Genomic DNA, 6,913 nt, shown 5'->3' with positions numbered 1-6,913 from the left:
GGCAGTACGCGTGCGCGGGCAGCGCGGAGGACACCGTGCCGAGCAGCCGGTCCGCGAACCCGCCGCGACCGCGCGTCCCGACGACCGCGAGGCGCACGCGGTGCGACATGTCGACGAGCACGCCCGCCGCGTCACCGGTCTGCACGGTCGCCGTGACCGGCACGCCGGACGCCGAGACGCGCGCGGACGCCTCGGCGAGCACGGCCTTCGCGCCCTGCTGGATCGCGGTGTCGTCGAGCGCCGCGTACCCGCCGTCGAGCGACGCGGCCGTGAACGACGGCAACGAGTAGGCGCACACCAGGTGCAGCCCCCAGCCGCGGACCGCGGCCTCCGCGGCCGCCCAGTCCAGCGCGTGCAGGCTGGCGGCCGAGCCGTCCAGCCCCACGAGCACCACGTCGTCCCGCACCATCGGGGCCTCCCGTCCTCGGCGCGTGACCGCTGCGTCACGCGCCGTCCGGCGTCGGATCCTCACCCAGGTCCAGTGTGGCCCCCGGGATCACCGCCGCGCCCCCATGAGACGGCAGCGATACCGTAGTTTGGCACATCCTTGACCCACCGATCGGCACGGACCGCGACGGACCGGACGCGCCGGACGACGGCCGCGCGACCGCGACGACCCGTGCGACCCGGTGACGACCGGTGCGTCCCGGTCAGGTCCGGTCGGGTCGACTCAGGTCCGGTCAGGTCCGGACGTACGCCGCCCACAGCGGCTCGGCCCGCACCGCGGACGACCCGAACGTCACGGACCAGCGTGGCGCGCGCGGCGTGAACGTCAGCTCCCACCCGATCTCGTGCAGCAGCCGGTCGGCCTTGCGGTGGTTGCAGCGCACGCACGCCGCGACGACGTTCGACCACTCGTGCCGCCCGCCGCGCGACCGCGGGTGCACGTGGTCGACCGTGTCCGCCCCGCCCCCGCAGTACGCGCATCGGTGGCTGTCCCGCTGCAGGACGGTCCGCCGGGTGGGCGGCACCGGCTTGCGGACCGGCACGTGGACGTAGCGGGTGAGGCACAGCACGACCGGCAGCGGGACCGCGGCGTGCTCGGAGTGCAGCATCCGCCCGTCGGTCTCGAGCACCGTCGCCTTGCCGCTCATCACGAGCAGCACGGCGCGTCGCAGGCTCACGATGCACAGCGGTTCCATGCTCGCGTTCAGCAGCAGCGAGCGGGCGCCGGACGACAGCGCCGACGGGATCGCCCGGGAGCCGGGCGGCGCGGTGACGGCACGGGCGCTCGCGCCGACCGTCCCGCCCCCCTCGGGGGCGAGGGCAGTTGTCTCGGTCAGCACGGCGTCCTCCCGACCTCACGGGTCGGACCGGCTGGCTGCCGGCCCGGCGAAGCAACAGCGTGGTGCGCGACCAGCGTACGCGGCGACCTCGCCACGGCCATCGGAGTTCCGTGCGCGCCGCGGGTGAACGCCGGACGCACGTCCACCTCACGACCGGTGGCGCGCGGACGACGGCACGTGCGGTCGTGCCGTCGTCCCGGGGACGACGACGAGGCCCCGACGACGCGGACGTCGTCGGGGCCTCGGTGAAGCGGTGCCTGGGGTCAGCCGACCCGCAGGAAGACCGGCGAGCTCTGCCAGATCGCGCGGAACTGGACCGTCTTGCCGGGACGCGGGGAGTCGATCTGCTGGTTGCCACCGGCGTAGATCGAGATGTGGCCGGGGCTCCAGATGAGGTCGCCCGGCTGCGCCTGGTCGCGGGAGATGACCGTCGCCGCGGCCTTGATGCCCGACGAGGTGCGCGGCAGGGACACACCGAGCTGCGCGTAGACGTAGGAGACGAAGCCCGAGCAGTCGAAGCCGGCGGGCGACGAGCCGCCGGAGACGTACGGGACGCCCACGTAGCGGGCGGCGATCTCGAGGACCGCGTTGCCGGCGACCGACTGCGGGATCGGCGCGTTGGTGGCCGCCTTCGCCGTCGTGGTGGTGGCGGCACGGTCGGCGGTGCGCGACGTCGTGGTCGCCGTGGCGCGACGCGTCTCCGGCGGAGGCGTCGGCTTGACGGCCGTGACGGTCGGGGCGTCGAAGGTCCACGCGGCCTCGGCCGGGGAGCTCACGACGGGGGACGTGTTGAGCACGGCGCGCGCGGACGCGGTCAGTGCTGCGGTGTCGACGGAGTTCAGTGCGCCGGCGGCGGAGTCGGACGCGGCGCCCGCGGGGGCGGCGCCGATCATCGTCACGACGAGGCCGGAGGACGCGGCGACGACGGCCGTACGACGGCCGACGGTGCCCATCTGCTCCGAGGCGGCCGAAGCAAGCTCGGTCAGGGGCGTCGAGGGACGACGCGCAGACCGGTGCCGGGCGCGAGTGGTGCTCACGGTCACAAGGTGCCTCTCCTGTCGCCTGCGAGGTGAGCTGTCGGGTTCGGGTGGGAGAACACCCGGCGTCGGTGGCGGTCCTGCTGCCACCTCGGCTTCACCCCAAGGTCACCGTCTCCGGTGGACCACAAAACGTGGGTCCCCCGCCCCTGCCGGCGGTTCGTACGGACCTCGGGGCGGCGGCAGGGTTAGGCGTTCCGCTCGAGGGCTTCGCGGAGGAGGGTTCCTTGAAGCAGGTCGAACGTACAGGACCCCTCCGGCGATTGTCACGTTCCGATCACGAAGAGAAACGTCCGAAGTTGGACGCCCGTCCGGCGCGCCGGTGCGACACGCCGGGACCACCTGGGAAGACGGTCTCCGACGCGTGGGAGCGCGCACACGGGCAGGTGGCCGATCTCACCCGGTCCGGTGAACGGCGCGTGCCGCGCCCGACGGGCGCGTGTCGGGCAGGGGTCAGCTGACGCCGACGAAGATGTGCCGCGCGACGTCGTCGGGGAGGTCGAGGACCGTCGCCGAGCCCGGCACCGCGACGGTGACGACGCCGTCGCCCCGCTCGACGTCGATCTCGCTGCCCGGGCGCACCCCGGCGTCGGCCAGCCGGCTCAGCAGCTCGACGTCCACCTGCAGCGGCTCGGCGATGCGCGCGACGACCGCCCGGCCGCCGTCCTGGCCCACCGCGGGCGAGATCGCCGTCAGCGGCGTCACGCCGTCGAGGAACCCCTCGTGCGTGACCTCCTCGCCGATCTCGGCGAGACCCGGGATCGGGTTGCCGTACGGGTCGAAGTGCGGGTGGTCGAGCAGCGACGCGAGGCGCTTCTCGACCCGCTCGCTCATCACGTGCTCCCAGCGGCACGCCTCCTCGTGGACGTACGGCCACTCCAGGCCGATGACGTCCGTGAGCAGCCGCTCGGCGAGCCGGTGCTTGCGCATCACGCGCACCGCCTTCGCCTGGCCCTCGGGCGTGAGCTCGAGGTGCCGGTCGCCCGTCACCACCACGAGGCCGTCGCGCTCCATGCGCGCCACCGTCTGCGAGACCGTCGGACCCGAGTGCCCCAGACGCTCCGCGATGCGCGCCCGCAGGGGCGTGCGGCCTTCCTCGGTGAGCTCGTAGATCGTCTTGAGGTACATCTCCGTCGTGTCGATCAGGTCGCTCACCGCTACGCCTCCACCATCAGTCCGTGCCTCGGCGGGTGCTCACCGCCCGGACGCTGGGGACAGATTAGTTGGTCGGTCCGACCGTCCGGGGTCGTGACCGCCTATCCTCGGGCCGTGCCCGCCGTTCCTGACGCCCCGCCCGCGGTGACGATCCCCGCGCACCTCCTGCCGCGCGACGGCCGGTTCGGCTCCGGGCCGTCGAAGATCCGCCCCGAGCAGCTCGACGCGCTCGCCCGGACGGGCTCGACGATCCTCGGCACGTCCCACCGCCAGGCGCCCGTCCGCGCCGTGGTCCGGCGCGTCCGCGAGGGCGTCGCCGCGCTGTTCGGGCTGCCCGACGGGTACGAGGTCGTGCTCGGCAACGGCGGCTCGACCGCGTTCTGGGACGTCGCGACGCTGTGCCTCGTCGAGCGCCGCAGCGCGCACGCGTCGTTCGGCGAGTTCGGCGCCAAGTTCGCGACCGCGGCGGCGCGGGCACCGTTCCTCGACGAGCCCGTCGTCACGACCGTCGCCCCCGGCCAGGTGGCCGTGCCCGCGGCCGCCGACGACGTCGACGTGTACGCGTGGCCGCACAACGAGACGTCGACCGGTGTCGCCGCCCCCGTGCGCCGCGTCCCGGGCTCGCGCGAGCAGGGCGCGCTCGTCGTGGTCGACGGCACGTCCGGCGCGGGCGGCCTCGCGGTCGACGTCGCGCAGACCGACGCCTACTACTTCGCGCCGCAGAAGTCGTTCGCGTCCGACGGCGGGCTGTGGCTCGCGTGCCTGTCCCCCGCGGCCGTCGAGCGCGCCGCGCGGATCGAGCAGGACGACCGCTGGGTGCCGGAGTTCCTGTCGCTGACCACGGCCGTCACCAACTCGCGGCTCGACCAGACCCTCAACACGCCCGCGATCGCGACGCTGCTGCTGCTCGCCGACCAGCTCGAGTGGATCCTCGCGCAGGGCGGGCTCGCGTGGGCCGCGGAGCGGACGGCGACGTCGGCCGGCCACCTCTACGGGTGGGCCGAGTCGCGCGACTGGGCGACGCCGTTCGTCGCCGACCCCGCGGCGCGGTCGTCGGTCGTCGGCACGATCGACCTCGACCCCGAGGTCGAGGCCGCCACCGTCGCGAAGGTGCTGCGGGCGCACGGCGTCGTCGACGTCGAGCCGTACCGCAAGCTCGGTCGCAACCAGCTGCGCGTCGCCATGTACCCGGCGGTCGACCCGGAGGACGTGCTCGCGCTCACCGCGTGCGTCGACCACGTCGTCGAGCAGCTGTCCTGACGCCCGGACGCACGACGAGGCCCGCCCCGCGCGAAGCGGAGCGGGCCTCGTCGTCGACGGCCCCGGGACCGGTCCCCTCCGACCGGTCCCGGTGTCGCGTCAGGCCGCCTCGTGCCGGCGGCGGACCAGCGTCACGGCGGTGACGGCACCCGCGCCCACGACCAGCAGGCCGGCACCGGCCCACAGGAGCGGCGCGGTGTCGCTGCCCGTGGCGGACAGGACCTGGTTCGAGGCCAGGACCGCCTCACCGGGCGGGTTCGTCAGGCAGTTCGGGCTCGACGGCGGGTAGGCGACGGTCGTCGTCATCTCCGGGTTGACGGCGAAGTTCACGCTGACCGACGGGCGGACCCAGTCGAACTCGTCACCCTCGACCCACGAGCCGTCGGCGGCCTGCGACCAGCCCGGCCAGTCCGCGCCCTTGCCGTCAGGACCCACGACCGCACCGGGCCACAGGACCGTGCCGGACAGCGGCAGACCGGACTGCACGACGTCCGGGCCGGTCGGGTTGATCCACGTGATCGTGACGGTCGTGTTCGGGGTGCCGTTCGGCACGACCGCGTACCGCAGCTTCGGGACGTCGTTGTCGCAGATCGGCGACAGGATCGACACCGTGAGGTCGCACGGCAGCGGCGCGCCGTACTCGTCGGTGGCACCCTCGCAGCCGTACTGCGGGCCGGACGGCTGCTGCGTCGGCGCGGAGGGCGCCTGCGACGGCGAGACCGCCGCCTGGGCCACGGCGGGGACGCCCAGGGCGGCCGCCGCCACCAGCAGCGCGGTGGCACATGCCCGGATGACCTTGCTCATGACCTTGCTCCTCGATGGGCAGAACGGACATTTCGTGCCCATCCTCCCTCGCGTCTCGCGCCCGCACCCAGGGGCGGATCGGGTGATTTCGGACAATCACCCGGTCGCGCGTCCCGGGGCGTCTCGCGGTCACCCGCGCGGGTGAGCGACGGCTCAGCCGGCGGCCGCGGGGCACGTCGCCGTGACGCTGCCCGGGCTGGTCAGGGTGGGTGTCGTCCACACGTCGACGCGTCCGTCGCGCACCGGGACGTCGAACCGGTACGTCGCGCGCCCGCCGGGGTCCAGGCGCGAGCCGACGACGGTGACCGGCCGGCCCTCGACCGTCGCCGACTTCCCTCCGACGACGCCCTGGTCCGTCGTCAGCCCTTGCGGCGCGGCGCCGACCGGGCCGTACAGCGTGATGCTCGTCGCGAGCGAGCCGACGGGGACCACCCCGCTCGTGCCCGTGACGTTCTCGGGGAACGTCGCGACGTCGGCCGGGGGGTCGTACGCGAGGTCGAGGCGGACCGTCGCCGACTGATCCGCACCCGTGCAGCGCAGGTCCTCGACCGTCAGCGTCGGGCGCAGGTAGTAGTCAAGCTTCCCGGCGGTGCCGTCGTTGAGGAAGACGCCCGCGGCGTCGTCGAACGGTCCGGACAGGAAGGCGCCGCCGAGCGTCGTCGCGACCAGGCGCTCCTGCTCCGCGGGGTGCGCCGACCACACGCGGACCCGCCCCTCCTCACCGGCGTCCGCCGCTGCCTCGACCAGACCGCGCACGTCGCCGCCGCCCGACCCGAGCGCACCGAAGATCGTCGACGCGACGTCCGCGAAGAACGCGTCGGCCGCGTGCAGGTCGGGGTAGCGCAGGTACGCGTCGTGCAGCAGCGTCGCGAGCAGCGTGTCCGCGTCGAGCGGCGTCCCACCGGGCTCCGTCACCGGCCCGACCTCGCGCAGCAGCGCCGCGACCGCGACCGGGTCCGTCGCGACGACACCGTCCACGGTCCCGCCCACGTCGCGCTGCCAGCGCGCGGCGAGCAGCTCCGCCGAGCGCGGGAAGTCCGGCGTCATCACCGCGTTCTGCACGTACCGGCCGAGGCCCGTGCCCTCGACCGCGAGCTCCTCCTCCGAGAGCGGCAGGACCGGCTCCGCGAGGCCCTTGAGCTCGTCGGTGCTGCGCTGGTCGACGAGCGACAGCGCGCCGTCGTCCGCGCGCACCACCGCGAGGCTGCCGACGATCCCGCCGGCCGTCCGCAGCTCCGCGCTGTTGAGCGCCGCGACCAGGTACGTGCGCGGCCCGTCGGCACCGAGCATCGGGGGCAGCATCGTCGCGGCCTGCGCGCCCGCGTCGAGCGCACCCGCGACCTGCGCGAGACCGTCGCGCGCTTCCTCGAC

7 protein-coding genes and 1 riboswitch are annotated in these 6,913 nt (G+C 74.5%); of the genes, 1 reads left to right on the top strand and 6 read right to left on the bottom strand.

The features are described 5' to 3' along the window. The 4 genes from HGA02_RS07315 to HGA02_RS07300 form a co-directional block, all read right to left on the bottom strand. Window positions 1-409 (bottom strand): universal stress protein (locus tag HGA02_RS07315; protein WP_168678470.1); only part of this gene is annotated, 409 nt, incomplete at its 3' end. Window positions 410-680: 271 nt separating this feature from the next. Further along, the gene (locus HGA02_RS07310; RefSeq protein ID WP_238402405.1) at window positions 681-1,286 is read right to left on the bottom strand and encodes an HNH endonuclease; all 606 of its coding nucleotides are present in this window, start codon (window positions 1,284-1,286) and stop codon (window positions 681-683) included. Between the two features lie 263 nt (window positions 1,287-1,549). Continuing rightward, window positions 1,550-2,329 (bottom strand): NlpC/P60 family protein, encoded by a 780-nt coding sequence (locus HGA02_RS07305; RefSeq protein WP_168678469.1) that lies wholly within the window; start codon window positions 2,327-2,329, stop codon window positions 1,550-1,552. A gap of 2 nt (window positions 2,330-2,331) precedes the next feature. Continuing rightward, window positions 2,332-2,491, bottom strand: a riboswitch (cyclic di-AMP (ydaO/yuaA leader). A gap of 285 nt (window positions 2,492-2,776) precedes the next feature. After that, window positions 2,777-3,478 carry an iron-dependent transcriptional repressor DtxR gene (locus HGA02_RS07300; RefSeq protein WP_168678468.1) on the bottom strand — a complete coding sequence of 234 codons (702 nt, stop codon included), beginning with the start codon at window positions 3,476-3,478 and terminating at the stop codon, window positions 2,777-2,779. A gap of 114 nt (window positions 3,479-3,592) precedes the next feature. Here HGA02_RS07300 and serC point away from each other — a divergent pair, with 114 nt between their 5' ends. Next, entirely contained in the window at window positions 3,593-4,738 is a 1,146-nt protein-coding gene (gene serC, locus HGA02_RS07295) for a phosphoserine transaminase (RefSeq protein ID WP_343035349.1), read from the top strand. A gap of 99 nt (window positions 4,739-4,837) precedes the next feature. Here the strand turns inward: serC and HGA02_RS07290 are convergent, their stop codons facing one another. Both HGA02_RS07290 and HGA02_RS07285 read right to left on the bottom strand, forming a co-directional pair. Then, window positions 4,838-5,542: a peptidase gene (locus HGA02_RS07290; RefSeq protein ID WP_168678467.1), complete on the bottom strand. Its 705-nt coding sequence runs from the start codon at window positions 5,540-5,542 to the stop codon at window positions 4,838-4,840. 153 nt (window positions 5,543-5,695) lie between these two features. Then, on the bottom strand, window positions 5,696-6,913 hold a 1,218-nt coding region (locus HGA02_RS07285), incomplete at its 5' end, for a DUF4012 domain-containing protein (RefSeq protein WP_168678466.1).

It is taken from the genome of Cellulomonas septica, from assembly GCF_012396155.1.
Taxonomy (GTDB): Bacteria; Actinomycetota; Actinomycetes; order Actinomycetales; family Cellulomonadaceae; genus Cellulomonas; species Cellulomonas septica.
Note: the sequence above shows the minus strand (reverse complement) of the source record. Positions and strands in the feature narration are given on the sequence as shown.

Excerpts from the sequence above, each read along its gene's own strand:
- HGA02_RS07290 (WP_168678467.1), bottom strand. The coding sequence starts at position 5,542 with ATGAGCAAGGTCATCCGGGCATGTGCCACCGCGCTGCTGGTGGCGGCG.